This window comes from Vibrio sp. V15_P4S5T153 (assembly GCF_963874485.1).
Lineage (GTDB): Bacteria > Pseudomonadota > Gammaproteobacteria > Enterobacterales > Vibrionaceae > Vibrio > Vibrio anguillarum.
In genome coordinates this window covers 267,041-284,000 of record NZ_CAWNHR010000019.1, presented here as the reverse complement: position 1 = coordinate 284,000, position 16,960 = coordinate 267,041, and the positions used below count along the sequence as shown (strand labels likewise).

Here is a 16,960-nt window from a genome sequence, read left to right as displayed (position 1 = left end):
GCATTTTTGAGCAAAAATTGAGTTTTAATTGAGTTTTATCGTACGAAACCTATGTTAGAATGACCACAAAATAAGAATTACGGTGAAAAATGAAGTTACTAATTGTCGGACCTTCATGGATAGGCGACATGGTCATGTCGCAAAGCTTTTATACAACATTGAAGCAAAACTACCCCGCTGCGACGATTGATGTTCTCGCCCCCGCTTGGTGCAAACCGATTTTGGATCGCATGCCAGAAGTGAATTGCGCCATTGAAATGTCGATTGGACATGGCGCTTTTAATCTTGTAGGTCGATGGGCTCTCGCCCAAGAACTAAAACGCAATCAATATACTCACGCTTATGTTTTACCTAATTCAGCCAAATCAGCTTTAATTCCTCTGTTTGCTGGCATTCCATCTCGTACGGGCTGGAAAGGTGAATTTCGTTATGGTTTACTCAACGATCTTCGCCCAGATCGTAAAGTTTTTCAGTTTATGGTGGAGCGTTATGTTGCTCTTGCTTATTCTAAGGAAAGCATGCTTAGTGAAGTTCAGCTAGAAACCTGCCCTCGCCCTTCTCTATTAATCGATAGCAAAGCTCAACAGTATGCAATGTCAAGATTAGGCTTATCGACCCTAAAACCGATTATCGGTCTCTGCCCAGGAGCAGAATTTGGCCCGGCTAAAAGATGGCCAGATAAATACTATGCTGAAGTTGCGAAAGCTTTGATTGAAAAAGGCCAGCAAATTTGGTTATTCGGTTCAGCCAAAGATAAAGTGGTGACAAGCGTTATCCGCAATGCGCTTCCGAAGGAATTACAAAATTCGTGCTTTGATCTAGCCGGTGAGACATCCTTAATTGAGGCAGTTGATTTGCTTGCAGCTTGCCATACTGTCGTCTGCAACGATTCTGGGCTGATGCATGTATCAGCCGCCGTTGGGTGTAATGTTGTGGCAATTTATGGTTCCAGTTCACCTCGATATACACCGCCACTAACTGATAAACTGTCCATCGTGCATACAGATATAACATGTCGCCCGTGTTTTAAACGAGAATGTCCACTTGGCCACATGGATTGCCTAAATGCCTTATTGCCTTCTCGTGTAATTGAAGCTCTGCACCCATTTATCGTGCACGACACTAAGCCGTCACTTGCTAATGAGATATAAACATTTATGAACAATATCGCTAAATTAATCGCCAACCGATTAATCCGCTTGACCGGGAATATTTTTAAAATACTCGCTTACCCATTTCATTGGGTGTTTCCAAAATTGCGTTTTACCATTCCTGCCTATTCACCAGCAAAATTGGCACGCTCTAATCGCAGCGCTATCCCACGTACAATTTGGCAAACCAACTTTACCGATCAAGCCTCTCTACCCGTTTATATTAACTACTTATTTAATCGATTAATGTCGCTCAATTGTGACTATCGCTATGTGAGTACCGAAGCCCGTAGTGAGTATTTACAAACCCACGCATCAACTGAAATCTATGATGCTTACATGCGGCTAACCAACGGCGCTGCTCAAGCCGATTTATGGCGTTTGGTCGTACTCAATAACGAAGGGGGCGTCTATATGGACATTGATGCAACTTTGGTATGGTCTCTCGATAAACTGATTGGCGATGAACAACAAGCGGTTTACATAAAGATTGACAACAATACCCGTTTTACCAACTACTTTATCGCCTCAGCACCTAATAATAACGACCTCAGCCAAGCGATTGAAAAAGTACTGCATAACATTGAGAACTACGACCCTAAAATGGGCGTTTATTATTCAACCGGGCCTGGCGTATTTGATGAATTACTAAAAGGCAGAGAAGATCTTTGCACAAAAGATAGAAAATACGTTTGTATTCAAGGTAGTTTTACCAATGAACATTTTCAATATATAGATCGCCCTCGTTCGAAGTGGACTCACATTAATCCGGATGATTTGGTAAAGAAAAAGGAACCGTAGAGTGGTGATTCGAGCTCTCTATACCTTACTGCTCTGTGTAGCTTCTCCTTTTTTAATGTGGAGCTTGTACAAAAAGCGGCCGGGCAAGCCGTGTGTTGGTGCTCGCTGGAAAGAGCATTTTGGCTTCACGCCACCGCTTAAAACTAATCAATCCCCTATTTGGATCCACGCGGTATCCGTTGGAGAAACGCTTGCCGTTTCTCCACTGATAAAAAAACTCAAATCACAATATCCTGATCAGCCGATTGTCATTACAACAACAACGGCTACGGGCGCTGAGCAAGCGGCTAAATTACAAGGCATTGCCGAACATCGCTATATGCCATTTGACTTCTCTTTTGCCGTACACGCTTTCATCAAGCGGATAAAACCAAGCCAAATGCTGATCATGGAAACTGAACTTTGGCCGAACACGCTGCATACTGTTGCAAAAGCGGGCATTCCTATCACTGTTATTAATGCTCGCTTATCTGAGCGTTCATGCCAACGCTACGCTAAATTTCAACCGATATTTAACTTGTTAGCCTCTCACTTAACCCATGTACTTTGTCAGTACCCAGATGATGCGCAGCGCTTCATTCGACTCGGATTACCTGCTGACAAAGTGACAGTCACCGGTTCGATGAAGTTTGATATCAATATCGATAAACAAACCATACAAAAAGCCCAGCAGTTAAGATCTCATCTAGGGAAAGAGCGCCCCGTTTGGATTGCCGCCAGTACTCACCAAGGTGAAGATGAACAAGTGTTAGCCGCTCATGCAAAAGTACTTAAAGCACACCCTAGCGCACTGCTTATGCTTGTCCCGCGTCACCCTGAGCGATTTAATGCTGTTTTTGAGTTATGTAAAACACAATTTATGAGTGTGCGGCGAACTCAAACAGAGAATAAACTCGATCCAGAAGTACAGGTCTATCTAGCTGATACTATGGGGGAGATGCTAGTACTCACGGGATCTGCTGACATTTGCTTTATGGGCGGAAGCTTAGCGGGTGACAAAGTCGGTGGGCATAATTTACTCGAGCCAGCTGCGCTTGGTTTACCCATGTTGACCGGCCCAAGCTATTACAACTTCAGTGAAATCACTCAAGCCCTCAATCAAGCCGATGCTTGTGTGATCACACAAGATGCAGAGCAAATTGCACAAATGCTTTGTGAATGGTTCACTGATAACAAACAGCGTATTCATCGCGGCAAGCAGGGTTATCAAATCGTAGAACAAAACCGTGGCGCTCTTGCCAAAACACTTGAATATTTATACCTAATCAATTTAAAGAGACAGGTTTAAACATCAGAAAATTGTCCGTAATTCTGGATACAAGTGAGCCTGGAGTTCGGATAACGTTACATCGGAAAATGGTTAATAGCAGCGGTAAACACCTTGCTTGAGTTTACAAAAGAATCTAACAGCGCTTTCGCTATTCATTGGACGTTGTTACCTAAGAGCATAACTGAACACTTTCGGCACTTAGATTTAGAATCTATCGACTACTTGCTCGTCCTATGAGAAGGTAAACTCAACCTATGAAGAGCCAAAATTCTCTTGTTAATCATACCGGATAGTGAAAAATTATTTTAAGCAACAACGCCTCAGATAGAATATAATCAGTGAGACGACGAGCGACCGCTGACTCATGGACACGAAGTGCTTGAGAAATCATGCTCTGATTTCAACCTTCCAGAAGCGAGTAAAAACGCTTTAATACGATCCAGTGGAACCGTGCACTTGTTCGAGTTGTTGCTTTTGTTTAGGAGTCAGTGTAGTTTTAATAGCGCGTAGCATCATCCTGATTTTATCGAAAATCAAGCATCTTCAATGATCACGCATATGAACTGTATACCACTCATCAATAATGAGGGTAACTAGTAATCGAACATGGCCTATGCGATTGAAACTTAACATCGAAAAATACTCTCTCATTCATCTGCATTAAACACACCCTTCAACAACATACGACCATTTTACACTCCTTAAGCAATGTATTACCATGCAAGCGCGACATCTACAATAATAATCAGGATTCGTGAATGAAACTCTCTCCCGAACGCTTAACTCACTTACAGCAACTTGAAGCGGAATCAATCCATATATTTCGTGAGGTTGTAGCCGAGTTTGATAACCCAGTTATGCTCTACTCAGTAGGTAAAGACTCCTCTGTAATGCTACGCTTAGCACAAAAAGCCTTTGCACCGGGAACCCCTCCGTTCCCATTAATGCATATTGATACCATATGGAAATTTCAAGAAATGATCCGTTTCCGTGATCAAATGGCGAAGAAAGTCGGCATGTCTTTACTCGTACACCAGAATCCTGACGGGCTAGCAATGGGAATCAATCCATTTATTCATGGTAGTGCAAAGCATACAGACATAATGAAAACTCAAGCTTTAAAACAAGCATTAGATAAATATCGATTCGATGCGGCTTTTGGTGGCGCGAGACGCGATGAAGAAAAATCACGCGCAAAAGAGAGGGTATTTTCATTTCGTGATAAAAACCATCGGTGGGATCCCAAAAATCAGCGTCCTGAACTCTGGAATCTATACAATAGTAGGATTAATCCTGGTGAAAGTATTCGCGTCTTTCCATTATCCAATTGGACTGAATTAGATATTTGGCAATATATCTACTTAGAAAAAATTGAAATCCCCAGCCTGTATTTTGCCAAACCTCGGCCGGTTGTTGAGCGGGATGGCATGTTAATTATGGTCGATGATGATCGCATGCCACTGAAAAAAGATGAAGTTGTGCTCGAAAAATCAGTCCGATTTCGAACCCTTGGCTGCTACCCATTGACCGGAGCGATAGAGTCTACCGCGACCACTTTGCCAGAAATCATCCAAGAAATGTTATTAACCACCACCTCTGAGCGTCAAGGGCGTGCGATAGATAGTGACAGCGCAGGCTCAATGGAAAAGAAAAAACGTGAAGGCTATTTTTAACAGGTGGACAATATGACCGACAGCATTAATCAGCGAGATATCGTCTGGCATCCAAGTAGTATTACGCCTCTGCAACGACAAACCTTAAAAGATCAATCGCCTTTCGTGCTGTGGTTTACTGGCCTCAGTGGTTCCGGAAAATCGACCTTAGCCAATGCCGTTGAGCATCACTTATTTCAATTGGGCAAACATACTTATTTGCTAGACGGAGATAACTTAAGACATGGCTTAAATCGTGACTTAGGCTTTAGTGAAGCAGACCGCGCTGAAAACCTGCGCCGAGTGGGTGAAGTGTGCAAATTGTTTGTCGATTCAGGCACAATCGTACTGAGTGCTTTTATCTCACCCTTTCAAGCCGAGCGACAAACGGTGCGCGAGTTATTTAGCATTGGTCAATTTATTGAGGTGTATGTCAACACCCCACTCGCGATCTGTGAACAGCGTGACCCCAAAGGGCTGTACAAAAAAGCTCGTATAGGTGAAATTCGTCACTTTACCGGTATTGACGCGGCTTATCAGCCGCCGCTAAACCCTGACATCGTCATCGATACCAGTCAGCGCGATTTAGCACAAAGTAGCCAATACGTGATTGACCAATTGATCAGCCTAAACTATCTAACCGCGTGCCACGCCCTTAGCCAATAATCACAGCCTCAGGAACTAAACCCATGTCTCACTCTTCAGCGCTGATAGCTAACGACATTGAAGCCTATTTACAAGTTCACGAAAGTAAAGATCTACTGCGTTTTTTAACCTGCGGTAGCGTCGATGATGGTAAATCGACTTTAATTGGTCGTCTATTGTTTGATAGTCAACTGATTTACGATGACCAAATGTCGGCAATTATGAATGATTCAAAAAAATTCAATACCACAGATCAAGCATTCGATCTGGCATTATTAGTCGATGGCTTACAATCAGAACGTGAACAAGGCATCACCATTGATGTCGCGTACCGCTACTTTTCAACCGAAAAACGTAAATTCATCATTGCAGATACACCAGGGCATGAACAATATACGCGTAACATGGTCACAGGAGCATCCACCTGTGATTTAGCCATCGTCATGGTCGATGCTCGGGAGGGGATCAAAACCCAGACACGCAGACACAGCTTTATATGTAGCCTACTAGGAATAAAGCATATCATCGTCGCAGTTAATAAAATGGATCTCGTTAACTATCGACAAGATATTTATCGTGATATCAAAGCCGACTATCGACAGCTGGCCAGCATATTTGGCTTTGAAGACGTTCACTTTGTTCCTATTTCTGCCTTACACGGGGATAATGTCGTCACTTTAAGTACGCATATGGATTGGTATCCAGGCTCCCCGCTAATGAAATTACTGGAAACCGTTAAAATCGATCAGCATCGTCAAATCACCGAATTTCGTTTTCCAGTTCAATACGTCAACCGTCCGAACGCTAATTTTCGTGGCTTCTGTGGCACCGTAGCATCAGGTGAAATTAATCTCGGTGATACAATCACAGCACTACCTTCAGGTAAACAAGGGAAGGTTTGTTCGATTTATACCTATGATGGGGAACTTCATTCGGCCAAATCAGGACAAGCGATTACCCTTCGAATTGATCAAGAAATTGATATATCTCGTGGTGATATGCTGGTTTCATCGACTACAGTTCCGGCTATGGGACGGTCAATATCGGCTCAACTCGTATGGATGAATGAACAACCACTCGCATTAGAAAAAGAATATCTATTTAAATTTTCCAATAACACTCTCTCTGGGTATTTCGCCAAAATTGATTACAAAATAGACATAAATAGCTTAGAACACAGCAAAAAAGAAAAGAAAACACTTAAATTAAATGAGATAGCAAAAGTCAGCATCGAACTTTTAGAGCCCATTGTGATTGACTCTTATACAGAATTACCGAAAACAGGCTCATTTATTGTCATTGATCGTTTCTCGAATTTGACGGTAGCGGCAGGTATGGTTAGCTGTGCTTTAGCACAAGATTTAGCCAAAACACAACGCAGCTACAGCAAAAATGATAAAGCACTGAATGAATTCATTCGCACCCATTACCCTGAATGGGGATGTAAAACGATATAAAAAATACTCACTTTAAGTTCGATATACTTAAAGAAAACCAGCCCAGAATACGGGCTGGTTTTATACTTATGTGTTGCTGCTACATTCTACAATGCAGCTTCTCAGGTAAATGTAATGTTGCAAGCAAATTTATTACACCAGTACTAGGCACAGAGAAAAGACAAACGCCAGATTCTTTAAGCTGCTCCATCGTATAAGACGTGCGTTTAACCATAAACTTAAATCCAGAATTTATCATGTCACTGTCACCCAAAGCCTTGGCGACATCAGGTCTCTTTTGTATTTTAGCGTAGATAATATCTTCATTTTTAAAGTTGCCAGCAAGATAACCATGATGAAAATCCCCCCAACCTCGAATGACAATAAAATCATTTTTAAGCTCAACAGAATCAACAAAACCGCGCAGTGATCGCGCTTGAAAGTGCTCTCTATTTTCTTGGTATATTGTATCTACTTTTACCTCTTTAACATCCCAAATAGGAATATGAATCTGGTCTGCAAAAGGTGTTTCAGGTACTAAAATTTCGTCGGACACAAAAATATGGGCATATCGATTAAAAATATAATTAAATGTATCAGTAGAGAGGTTAGGATACATTTGCTTGAATAAAGTTAATTTAGGCTGTATCAATACCGTCGAAAAAGAATTAACCCCTAATCCAGAAAGTAAAGCCCCTCGATATTGATCCGTGACCACCCAATGAGGAGCCGTTGAGTTAGCGGTTAATTTTAGCTCATTGACGACTGATCGCTGGTGTAAATCAAAAATCGGAAAAGCCTGTTGAATTGGGTTAAATCGACCATAAACAATGATATTGGGTATCACCGCCAGCAATAACAGCATCAGTTTTTTACTACTTGACTTAAACTCAATACAAGATTGAACAACATAAACAAAAATAATCAGTAGAATAAGAATAAATTCTGGAGCTCTTTTAGAAAACCACGCCACATTACCTAAAAAACTTGGAATAAAATACCCAACAAGAATAAGAGCTGAGAATATGAACAACCGAGGCTTGGAAAAAGAGATCGTACCAGTAATGACAATCACAAATGACAAATAAATAATCGCTAATCCTGATATAAATATCATTCTGCTCCCGGGAATTTTATCGAGCAGCAATAGCTTCGCTAACCAAGAAGGGAAAGGCAGTAACATCCAAAGAGTTGCGAGTAATAATACTCCTCCCATAAATATCAACGCTCGTCGCGTCATGATATTCTTCCAATTCGGGCGAACAAAACAACCAGTCCCCAATGCTAACACAGACCCCAACGATCCGACTTCACAGATATTAAGTAAAATAAGATTATGGTAGCCAGAATGATTAATATAAGGAAATAAGTTCGACAACCAAAAAATAAATAGACTTTCTCCACCTTGAGACACACGTTGACCAGGATACACGGTATTCATCATGACGATAATAATCTCATGATAATAAAAGATCATAACCGCGATACTCGCTATACAAGAAAGGGCTGTCATTGCCAACTGGCTGAGCGAGCTTTTCCACCACTGCCAACGATGGATACAAAGCAGCGCAATACCGAAATAGGTCACAGCAATAATAATCGGTGGATAAGTATGTGATAACAACCAAACGGTCGAGATATAGAATAACTTTAAATAATGGGTAACGGAATGCTCCCAATTAAGCAATAAACTTAAAAACCACGGCGTGATCGCTAACAGAGGCCCCAATGTTGTCCACCAAAACTGAACAAAACCAGTAAAAAACACCAGCACACTCATTAGCGCTGAAAACAAAAGTGCTTTTTCGCTAGATGGAGCAATATCATAGTAAATCTTTGCAAATAACCGTTTCCATCCCATCAGAAACAGTACAATCACTAACCCATGATGCAATGCAAAAGCACGGGCAGGTTCAAATATCCAAAAAGACCACATCAAGGGTTTAAAAATTAAAGCCCAATCCGCTAACGGAACGGCATTAAACCCTCTTAAATCATGATGGTAAGTAGATAACTCATTGAAACGCTCAAAACCATTTAAAACCGCCATCTGAATATAAGGCGTCCACACTGCCCATTCATCAGTACGAATCATCCTTGGTTTTCCAAATAGTAACCCCTCCCCTTCAAAACCAAATAAACTGAGCGCCGCACCATAAGACGAAGGAGTTAAAGCAAATAGCGTAATTGGAATAAGCAATAACAAACAAAAAAAATCAAACTTATCGAGCCGTATAACCCTTGGCTTATCAATCACGAGGCGGCCTCCTAGAACTAGAAAACCAACGCTGTAATGGTCTTTTCGGGGTATGGGACATATCGTAATCAATCGCACTAAGTAATAACTGAAAACCAAGAATAATAGGCAAAACCGCCAACATTACCGTACCTGTACTCGCTTCATCACCGCTTAAAATTGAGTTGAGCCAATGTATGCCTCCCCAAAATGAGCCGATCAGCATCATCAATAAACCAACAACTAGCTTTAGGCTAGCGCCATTAAAATCCCGCAAAAAATAGTTATAAAAAACCCGCTTGAAAAACGCTTTGATATATAAAGGAGGAAAGTCAAGCAACACTTTCTTAATGGAAAGGTTACTCACTTCATCGGCATAAATCGCATCCATTGGAATATCTTGCACCACGGCACGAAGCGTTCCTAGTCGAAACAACATATCACTTTCAAAAAAATAGCGCTTACTCAGTTTATCTAAAGGAAGCAAACGCAGCGCCTGACAATGAATCGCCGTATATCCATTGGTCGGATCCATTACTGTCCAGTATCCGCTCGACATTTTATTCACAAAGGAAAGAGCTGCATTACCAAATTTACGCATAGGAGGCATCGACTCTAACGACTCCAAGGTAAAAAAACGCGACCCTTTGGTATAATCCGCTTCGCCTCGCTGAATCGGCTCAATAAAGTACGGCAGTAATGAGGGATCCATTTGCCCATCACCATCGATTTTTACCACCACATCAATGTCATCATCTGCTAAAGCTTGCTTATACGCTGTGATCATTGCTCCGCCAACGCCTTGATTTTCAGTATGAAATAACACATTGACTCGCGAATCCAAACATTGCTTAGCCACGAAATCACCGGTTTTTTCTGGGCAACAATCATCGACCACATAAATACGATCAACGTCTTGGCCTATCTGTTCAATCACAGAAAGAATATGTTTTTTTACCTTAAAGCAAGGAATAGCTACGGCAATCTTCATTTTATAAAATACTCAGCGAACAATAACAATTAGGCCCATAATGATCAGTCCGGCCCCCACCAACATACGCCAATGAAAGGGCTCATTCAAAAAGATCATCCCCAGCACTGGAACAATAATAAAGGCTAATGCCATAAAAGGATAAGCAATGGATAACGGCACTAAGCGCAAGGCATAGACCCACAAAATAGTCGCTAAACCATAAATAATTAACGCAGAAAATAGATATTTATTAAAAACAAAACCGATAAGTGATGACCAAGTCAAGGCTGTTGGAAAGAACGGTGACGCCAATTTAAATAGTATTTGGCCGATGGATATGCCAAGCACACAAATTAAAATAAGCGCCACGTTAAATATTGTCATTGCATTCACTCAAAAAATTATTTAGATCGGTAAGGTATCTTACACAACACAGCCCACAGTAAAGCACTTCTTGCTATTCGATGGCTACGCGTAATTTTGCCTTGGTATAACACCGATAGCCGCTGAATTAAAGTCAATGACTCTAGGTTAGCCACAAGTTCCAATAGCTCAAGCGCTTCGCCAGATAGACGACCATACGGATAATCGAGATAAAAACTTTGAAACGCCTTCGCTTGTAGAATAACAGACTGGACACTTTGCACAAAACCACGCCGCTGCTGTATACGCTGCCACAAACTACGCGACTTGGCTCCTATTGTATTGGATGCATGTTGTCGATAAGCCAATAACGGGCGATCAATAAACCGCAATTCTCCACAACTTTTCGCCACCAGCGCTAACCACCAATCATGCATATACGCTTGCTCTGGTATCGGTAAAGCGAGATTTAATAAAGCGCGATTAAAAATCGTGGTACAGCCAGAAACAGTATTTTGCTGCAATAAATGACCAAACTGCTGATGCCACGATTTAGTGATCTTCTTATGCGTAAAATAAGAGTCACACAGCAGAGTAAGATCGTGATCCACCACATGTAAATCAGCAAAAGCCAATACAGGGCATTGATCGTCAATAAAAGGCTGCATCTCTTGTACACTCAGCACGATCTTGTCTTCAAACCAAACGTCGTCTTGATCGCAAAGCATAATCAGTGGAGCTGTGGTTAAACGCATCCCGCGTTGAAAATTACCGGCCGGCCCCAAATTCGCTTGTTCAGCAGCAACCCAAATCAGCTTATCATCGTTAGCGGCTAATGCCTTAACCTGTAACTCTGTCTCATCGGTTGAGCCATCATCAACAATATAAACCTTATTCACCAGCGTTAAATAACCAATATTTTGTTGAATACTGGTTAATTGCTGCCGGATATAATGCTGCCCTTGATAGCTGGCGACAACTATATCCACCACCCCCGCCATCAAAGTAGGCTGTCCTGCTCGAGCCTGAGGTTCTAACCAAGTGCTCTCTACTGCCATAATCACTGACTCACCATGCAGGTTTAAACACGCCGAGCATCCGCCAGTGAAAAATCTTCTCTGGCCATGGTTAAGTTCGGGTTATAACACGGGTCGGCATCTAACCGATGGCCCCAACGGTTGCGCATATAAGCCACTTCTTTGGCAAAACGGGCCTCCTTCTCTGGTGTATCTTCAAAACCACGCGTTTTTGACTCATAGTGATACAGCTCTGCGTAAGGCGTCCAGACATTAAAATAGCCCGCCTCTTGGACTTTCAAACAGAAATCAATATCATTAAACGCCACCGTGAGGTCGGTTTCATTTAAGCCGCCCACCAGCTCAAATACCGCTTTACGTACCACTAAACAAGCGGCGGTTACCGCAGAATAATTTTGAGCGACTATCGCTCGACAAGCGTATCCCGGCATACCTTTAGGTAAGTGCTTATGCGCATGACCAGCAACACCACCAACTAAAATCACCCCGCCATGCTGCAAGGTATCATCCGGATACCATAAACGCGCCCCCACCGCACCATTTTGGGGTTGAATCGCATGGCCGACCATTTCCGCTAACCAATCTGGCGTGATCACTTCTACATCATTATTCACCAGCGCCAGTATTTCACCTTTCGCAATCGCGGCTGCTTTATTATTCAATGCCGAGTAATTGAATGGGCTGTCGTCATGCAGTAGCACTATATTATCGTTTTCTTGTTGTAGCTTATCTAAGTAGGCTAAGGTATCAGCGCAATCGGAGCCATTATCAACAATAATGATCTCATAGTTTGAGTAGGTGGTTTTTGCCAATATGGAATCGATACACACCGAAAGCACATCCAAACCGTTACGAGTTGGGATAATCATACTGACCATAGGCTGAGGGGTTGGGATGGCGTATTTGACACGCGCATAGTGGCGCTCTGGGTGCTCAACCACCTGTGCCTGAATATGTATTCGGTCACAATGCTCTTGCACCGCCTGTAAACCCGCAGTGAGTGCATAAGGTTTTTCATCACCATCAATCGCAGTACTGCCTTCAATTGCGCGCCAGTGATAAAGAATACGCGGGATATGGACAACCTGATCGGGTGATAAGGTTTCACTATAACGTAGTGCAAAATCCCAATCTTGCGCGCCTTCAAAGCCGATTCTAAATCCCCCCAATGCTTTGGCCAAATCCGTTTTATACACCCCAAGATGGGAAATGCAATTTTGACTGCGCAACAGCTCTGGGTTCCAGTGCGGCTTAAAGTTAGGATCATAACGAGTCTGGCCATCAGAGCTGAGCTTATCTTCATCGCTGTAAATCAGCACCGCTTGCGGGTTAGCAATAATGGCTTCAGCAACCCAATACAGCGCATCATTGGCTAATGTATCATCATGATCCATTAAAGCGATAAAATCACCGCTTGCCAGCGCTAATGCGCTGTTAGTTGCGAGGGAAATATGCCCATTTTGCTCACGCTCCACGACCCGTATGCGGCTATCTTGTTGGGCGTACTCCCGCAGTAGATCGCGAACAGCTTGATTGGGAGACGCATCATCAGCAATGCACAGTTCCCACTCAGGATAAAGCTGAGCTTGGACTGACTCAATCGCTTCGCATAAATAATCAAGAGGCGGATTATACACCGGCATCAAAACTGAAATTTTAGGTCGCTCACTAAGGCTGGCAATTCGAGCCGACACCATTTGAGTTTGCTCCACTGATAATTGGCCATATTTTTCCAACCATTGACCATAGTTGATCAAAGGTTCACCGGTTTGCTCAACCGCTTGTATCACTTGGTACTGACCGCGAAGCAGTAGCGCTGATAACCCGTCCCGTTGATAGACTCGGTAAGCTTTACGACAAGTATTTTTTAGCCCACCGTGATAACGAACAAAACCCACTCCTCGTGTTACGATCCGCAATGGCATGGATAGTATCGGGCGAATGGCTCGGATAGGGGCCGTGATTTTCCATGAAGTGGAATGATGAATTTCAGTAATCGCGCCCAACAAAGCCTGTGTGTGTTGCTCACGTTCTTGAAGCTCTTTTAATAACTTAGCTTGAGCCTCTTTGGCTATCAGTTCTAGCTGCTCTTGCGCCTTTTGCTGAGTCAGACAAGCATTACTGGTTTCAATCAACTTACCGTTTAATACCACCAATTCTTGATCTTTATCTATCAGTTCTTGCTGCAGCGTTTTAATCGCATTCTGCAGCTCCGCTTGTTTGTTACGCGAATCATCCACTAATTGTTGATTGCGGATATTGGCATGGTACAGCAAAGCATGGTTTTTAAGGGCTGATTGGTTTAATTGTTCCGCTAATAAAGCCCACTGTGTCATAAATACGGGTTGAAATGCTTCTTGCAACTGCACCGCACCACCATCATCAAGCCATTGTTCAAGCGTTAATTCATCACGGCTAAGTTTTTCTAACACCGAATAAAGTGTCAGCACTGGCTCAAAATGTTGCTCGTCTTGGTAAAGATCACTTAATTGAGCACAACTATGGCTCAAACTTGGCTCAATAAAAGAATCGCAAAATGTCGCCACGTCCTCTTCAGGCAATGAAGCCAAAGATAAGTGCTGCTGTAACTGAGTAATCACCTGTTGAGGCTGAGTCAAAAGCTGGTTAAAACTCACCCAAGCGACAGGTTGAGAACGCAATAAACTCAGGTTTGGCAAAGTATGCCACCACCACAGTAGATAACCTTGCCGATGAGTTAGACCATCGCGCCTCGCCAACGAGCGAACAATATCTAATGGATTGCGCAGGGCATAAACAAATTTAGGCACGACATTGGCGCGCTGCAACACTTCAAGCCAAAAACATAGTAAACGAGACGTTCTTGGGTCTTTAAACCCCCAAAGTGGAAACTGCTGCACGCGCTGGTTCACCATCGCAACCGCTTCCTCTAATAATAACTGTACGTAGTCATCATCAAGACTGATCTGCGGCTGAGTCGCACTAAACCAAACATGGCCATAATGAGCTAACAACTTGTCATTAATACTAACGACGTCCATATCTTCCCAGTGGCCTTTCGGATTAAACTCCCCCTCCGGCATCAGGTTCTCGCTCAGTGATACGCCCATCACTTGCAATGCTTTAGTTAACGCGCTGGTGCCACTACGGTGCATCCCTAATACCACCACTACAGATTTGATTGGATTAGTTGCGACTGACCGTTGCTGACTATTTTTCGACATTGTTCTCAATACTCATTTTTTGATTAGCGAGGGAGTTTAGGAGTAAATTGACGCACAAACCGTTGCTCTTGGGACAACTTAGCTTGAGCGTATAACTTAGCCAAGCGCTGGGACAAGCTCGACGGGGTATATTGCCCAGCAAAAACCGACTCAGCAGGGATATCGACCGGTTGAAGGTTTAAAAACTGGAATACTTGCTCGAGTGCCTCGTGGTGCTGATAGCGCAACTGATCATTATGCAGCAGTAAAATATTTTCTGGTTTAAACCAGTGGTTAATATTCGCCCATTGGCGACTAAACGCACCGCGATCAAGGTACGAGTGAGTTCTTAACGGTGAGCTCCACTGGTAGTTATGTTGAGCCTTTTTTAAACGCCGCGCTTCACTCAAAAATGCCTGCAACATAGAAGCATTTTCAAACCCTCGGCTACGCTCCATCGTGTAATGGGACATAGCCCGCTCAACCGGATCGCGCAGCATAAAAATCACTTTTGCTTGTGGTTGATAGCGTGCCAAAGCCGGTAATATCGGCTGCCAATAAGAATAAATGGGGGTGGCATCGCATCGATAGCGCTCACCCATCTCATGAGCAAATTTGGCTTGGTAGGCCTTATCGAGTGCTTCATGGCTAATGCACATTTGACCGTGGTGATCTAAAAAATCGGGGTGATCAAAAATGTGCGCTTCTTTTCCATCTGCCAAGCAGATGTCTGGGTGCTGAGCTAGAAAATGCGCCAGTGCGGTAGTACCACATTTTTGCCCACCAAGAATAAAAAGATTAGGACGATAATGACTGTTCATGCTGGTTCATCTCTTCGGCGACGGGTTGAATGGTAATCTTATTGACTAAATCGACCGCACCCGTCACATGGCTGCTTTGTTCAATAACAGTAAACATCGCGGCATCGACTCCTCGGTGCAAAAATTGCCGTTTACCGTCAAGCAACGCTGAACAGCCACAGTTTAAAAAATAAGCCCCGTTAGGTAAATGACAAACAAAGCGAAAACGCATTTCTAATGTCTGCCCAGCGAGGACGTAGGGAATACGCATTTGATGATTTCGGGTGGTAGTCGCACCCGCAATTTCTAACCCCGAGACCGTTTTAATCATCATACCGCCGCCAACTTCGAACGCCTCTTGTTCAAAGTGCACTTGGTAAACGTAATCGTACTCTTCACCAGCGGTTAATAGGTTGACGGCTTCTCCAGCGAGATTTTCAATATGTGGCTCATAGATTACCGCGCCTTGGCTTTGATACCAAATGGTCGACACTGGTTTAATATTCGGGTCGTAAGCCCCTTTACTCACAGCTATTGCCGATCGATTTGGCTCGGTTTTGGTTTGTTCACGCAAACCTTGTTTAATTTGCTGGCGGTAAGTTTCTCGCTCTGGCCCATGCATATGCAATAGCTTGTGATATTGCTGTACCACTTGCTTGGGGGTGCCTTCCATCAACAATTCACCTTTATCGAGCAGTATGGCGCGGTCACACAGTTCAATCACTTGGCCCGCCGAGTGAGAGACAAACAGTAATGTTGCCCCCCTAGCTTGTAATTGGCGCAGTTTTGCATGGCACTTACGCTGAAAGGCATCATCCCCCACGGCTAATGCTTCATCGACAATCAAAATATCCGGATCAATGTGCATCACCACGGCAAAGGCCAAACGTAGCATCATGCCACTGGAATAACATTTTACGGGTTGATCAATAAAATACCCGATATCAGCAAACGCTAGAATATCCTCGAAACGTTCCGTTACCTGATGCTTACTCAACCCAAGCAACTGCGCATTAAAATAGACATTTTGCCTACCCGTAAATTCAGGGTTAAAGCCAGAGCCTAGCTCTAACAGGGCGGCAATTCGACCTTGGATGTGTACCTGCCCCTCATCAGGCTGCATCACACCACAAATTAACTGCAATAAGGTTGATTTTCCACTGCCATTATGGCCAACAATCCCTACTGTTTCGCCTTTTTGGGCTTGAAAGTTAATATTTTTAAGCGCATAAAAACGCGAATCACTTGCACGAGGCCAAAGTGCCTGACGCAGTTTTTGCCAAGGATGACTTGCAAGAGAGAAGCTTTTGCTTAACCGGGAAACAGAGATAACCATAAACGTCATGGGTTGCAAATAAGAGGGAGAGTATTATGAGCAAAAATGAGCAACTTTGCAAAATGATGCTGTCAGTTG

The 16,960-nt window shown here is 43.2% G+C and carries 13 protein-coding genes and 1 pseudogene; 6 read left to right on the top strand and 8 right to left on the bottom strand.

Going from position 1 to position 16,960, the window contains the following annotated elements:
* Positions 1 to 89 precede the first annotated feature (89 nt).
* Genes waaF through waaA form a run of 3 tightly spaced genes read left to right on the top strand, consistent with a single transcriptional unit; the run spans position 90 to position 3,240 of the window.
* Complete coding sequence (gene waaF / locus AACT42_RS19890) at positions 90 to 1,151, top strand: lipopolysaccharide heptosyltransferase II (protein ID WP_047688577.1); 1,062 nt, start codon at positions 90 to 92, stop codon at positions 1,149 to 1,151.
* 6 nt (positions 1,152 to 1,157) lie between these two features.
* Positions 1,158 to 1,952 (top strand): glycosyltransferase family 32 protein, encoded by a 795-nt coding sequence (locus tag AACT42_RS19885; protein ID WP_094132167.1) that lies wholly within the window; start codon positions 1,158 to 1,160, stop codon positions 1,950 to 1,952.
* A gap of 1 nt (position 1,953) precedes the next feature.
* Positions 1,954 to 3,240 (top strand): lipid IV(A) 3-deoxy-D-manno-octulosonic acid transferase, encoded by a 1,287-nt coding sequence (waaA, locus tag AACT42_RS19880; protein WP_094132168.1) that lies wholly within the window; start codon positions 1,954 to 1,956, stop codon positions 3,238 to 3,240.
* A 295-nt stretch (positions 3,241 to 3,535) separates the two neighbouring features.
* Here waaA and AACT42_RS19875 read toward each other — a convergent pair.
* Positions 3,536 to 3,735 (bottom strand): annotated as a pseudogene (locus AACT42_RS19875) (IS630 family transposase); the annotation flags it as partial.
* A gap of 245 nt (positions 3,736 to 3,980) precedes the next feature.
* Between AACT42_RS19875 and cysD the strand changes: the two are divergent.
* From cysD to cysN, 3 genes are read left to right on the top strand one after another with little or no spacing between them, the layout of a single operon-like run.
* The gene (gene cysD / locus AACT42_RS19870) at positions 3,981 to 4,895 is read left to right on the top strand and encodes a sulfate adenylyltransferase subunit CysD (RefSeq protein ID WP_094132169.1); all 915 of its coding nucleotides are present in this window, start codon (positions 3,981 to 3,983) and stop codon (positions 4,893 to 4,895) included.
* 12 nt (positions 4,896 to 4,907) lie between these two features.
* The gene (gene cysC / locus AACT42_RS19865; protein ID WP_094132170.1) at positions 4,908 to 5,540 is read left to right on the top strand and encodes an adenylyl-sulfate kinase; all 633 of its coding nucleotides are present in this window, start codon (positions 4,908 to 4,910) and stop codon (positions 5,538 to 5,540) included.
* 23 nt (positions 5,541 to 5,563) lie between these two features.
* Positions 5,564 to 6,976 (top strand): sulfate adenylyltransferase subunit CysN, encoded by a 1,413-nt coding sequence (gene cysN / locus AACT42_RS19860; protein WP_094132171.1) that lies wholly within the window; start codon positions 5,564 to 5,566, stop codon positions 6,974 to 6,976.
* Positions 6,977 to 7,055: 79 nt separating this feature from the next.
* Here the strand turns inward: cysN and AACT42_RS19855 are convergent, their stop codons facing one another.
* From AACT42_RS19855 to AACT42_RS19825, 7 genes are read right to left on the bottom strand one after another with little or no spacing between them, the layout of a single operon-like run.
* Entirely contained in the window at positions 7,056 to 9,212 is a 2,157-nt protein-coding gene (locus AACT42_RS19855; RefSeq protein ID WP_094132172.1) for a DUF7657 domain-containing protein, read from the bottom strand.
* Complete coding sequence (locus AACT42_RS19850; protein ID WP_094132173.1) at positions 9,205 to 10,182, bottom strand: glycosyltransferase family 2 protein; 978 nt, start codon at positions 10,180 to 10,182, stop codon at positions 9,205 to 9,207. Before AACT42_RS19850 ends, AACT42_RS19855 begins: the two co-directional genes overlap by 8 nt.
* A gap of 12 nt (positions 10,183 to 10,194) precedes the next feature.
* On the bottom strand, positions 10,195 to 10,548 hold the full coding sequence (locus tag AACT42_RS19845) for an EamA family transporter (RefSeq protein ID WP_047688560.1): 354 nt from the start codon (positions 10,546 to 10,548) through the stop codon (positions 10,195 to 10,197).
* Between the two features lie 17 nt (positions 10,549 to 10,565).
* Positions 10,566 to 11,585, bottom strand: coding sequence for a glycosyltransferase family 2 protein (locus AACT42_RS19840; protein WP_094132174.1), 1,020 nt, complete (start codon positions 11,583 to 11,585; stop codon positions 10,566 to 10,568).
* A gap of 23 nt (positions 11,586 to 11,608) precedes the next feature.
* Complete coding sequence (locus AACT42_RS19835; RefSeq protein WP_094132175.1) at positions 11,609 to 14,767, bottom strand: glycosyltransferase; 3,159 nt, start codon at positions 14,765 to 14,767, stop codon at positions 11,609 to 11,611.
* Between the two features lie 23 nt (positions 14,768 to 14,790).
* Complete coding sequence (locus tag AACT42_RS19830) at positions 14,791 to 15,567, bottom strand: sulfotransferase family protein (RefSeq protein WP_094132176.1); 777 nt, start codon at positions 15,565 to 15,567, stop codon at positions 14,791 to 14,793.
* Positions 15,545 to 16,891 carry an ABC transporter ATP-binding protein gene (locus AACT42_RS19825; RefSeq protein WP_231564172.1) on the bottom strand — a complete coding sequence of 449 codons (1,347 nt, stop codon included), beginning with the start codon at positions 16,889 to 16,891 and terminating at the stop codon, positions 15,545 to 15,547. The genes AACT42_RS19830 and AACT42_RS19825 overlap by 23 nt, the downstream gene beginning before the upstream one ends.
* Positions 16,892 to 16,960: the final 69 nt, after the last annotated feature.

Bases quoted from the DNA above. Each gene is read 5' to 3' on its own strand.
- waaF (WP_047688577.1), top strand. From the start codon at position 90: ATGAAGTTACTAATTGTCGGACCTTCATGGATAGGCGACATGGTCATG.
- AACT42_RS19885 (WP_094132167.1), top strand. From the start codon at position 1,158: ATGAACAATATCGCTAAATTAATCGCCAACCGATTAATCCGCTTGACC.
- cysD (WP_094132169.1), top strand. From the start codon at position 3,981: ATGAAACTCTCTCCCGAACGCTTAACTCACTTACAGCAACTTGAAGCG.
- cysC (WP_094132170.1), top strand. From the start codon at position 4,908: ATGACCGACAGCATTAATCAGCGAGATATCGTCTGGCATCCAAGTAGT.
- cysN (WP_094132171.1), top strand. From the start codon at position 5,564: ATGTCTCACTCTTCAGCGCTGATAGCTAACGACATTGAAGCCTATTTA.
- AACT42_RS19850 (WP_094132173.1), bottom strand. From the start codon at position 10,182: ATGAAGATTGCCGTAGCTATTCCTTGCTTTAAGGTAAAAAAACATATT.
- AACT42_RS19845 (WP_047688560.1), bottom strand. From the start codon at position 10,548: ATGACAATATTTAACGTGGCGCTTATTTTAATTTGTGTGCTTGGCATA.
- AACT42_RS19840 (WP_094132174.1), bottom strand. From the start codon at position 11,585: ATGGCAGTAGAGAGCACTTGGTTAGAACCTCAGGCTCGAGCAGGACAG.
- AACT42_RS19835 (WP_094132175.1), bottom strand. From the start codon at position 14,767: ATGTCGAAAAATAGTCAGCAACGGTCAGTCGCAACTAATCCAATCAAA.
- AACT42_RS19830 (WP_094132176.1), bottom strand. From the start codon at position 15,567: ATGAACAGTCATTATCGTCCTAATCTTTTTATTCTTGGTGGGCAAAAA.
- AACT42_RS19825 (WP_231564172.1), bottom strand. From the start codon at position 16,891: ATGACGTTTATGGTTATCTCTGTTTCCCGGTTAAGCAAAAGCTTCTCT.